At 43.5% G+C, this 572-nt stretch carries 1 protein-coding gene and 1 pseudogene; both read left to right on the forward strand.

Annotation, left to right across the window (positions count from 1 at the left end; all coding sequences use genetic code 11):
• Nucleotides 1–112 (forward strand): annotated as a pseudogene (locus tag R7Q09_RS27265) (heme ABC transporter ATP-binding protein CcmA); the annotation flags it as partial.
• Nucleotide 113: 1 nt separating this feature from the next.
• The coding region (gene ccmB, locus R7Q09_RS27270) for a heme exporter protein CcmB (RefSeq protein ID WP_025572860.1) at nt 114–572 on the forward strand (459 nt) is incomplete at its 3' end.

The raw sequence follows: 572 nt of genomic DNA on the forward strand, positions 1-572 counted from the left end.
TGAAGCTCTGTTTGCTCAGCATGCCGATAACGGTGGCATTGTGATGTTAACGACGCACCAAGATATGTTTGCTGACAGCCCTAAACTTAGAAAAATAAAATTGGGTGATTGATATGATTTCGGCCATGACAACTATTATTCGCCGCGAACTCTTGATTGCATTTCGTCGCCAAGCCGACATTTTGAACCCGCTTTGGTTCTTTATTATTGTTATTACTTTGTTTCCATTGAGTATTGGGCCTGAACCTAATTTGTTAGCACGTATTGCAGCGGGCATCGTTTGGGTTGCCGCATTGCTATCGGCATTATTATCATTAGAACGTCTATTTCGTGATGATTTTCAAGATGGTGCGTTAGAGCAAATGATGCTCATGCCAATTCCCTTGCAACTTGTGGTGATATCTAAGGTCATAGCTCATTGGGTGCTAACGGGATTACCGCTGATTTTGATCAGCCCGCTATTGGCAGTATTACTTTCTCTGGATTTCAACACTTGGTTGTCTGTGGTGCTCACGTTAATGATTGGCACCCCGACACTGAGTTTTATCGGTGCTATTGGTGTGGCGCTGACA

The sequence above is a fragment of the Vibrio sp. 2130-1 genome (assembly GCF_033339515.1).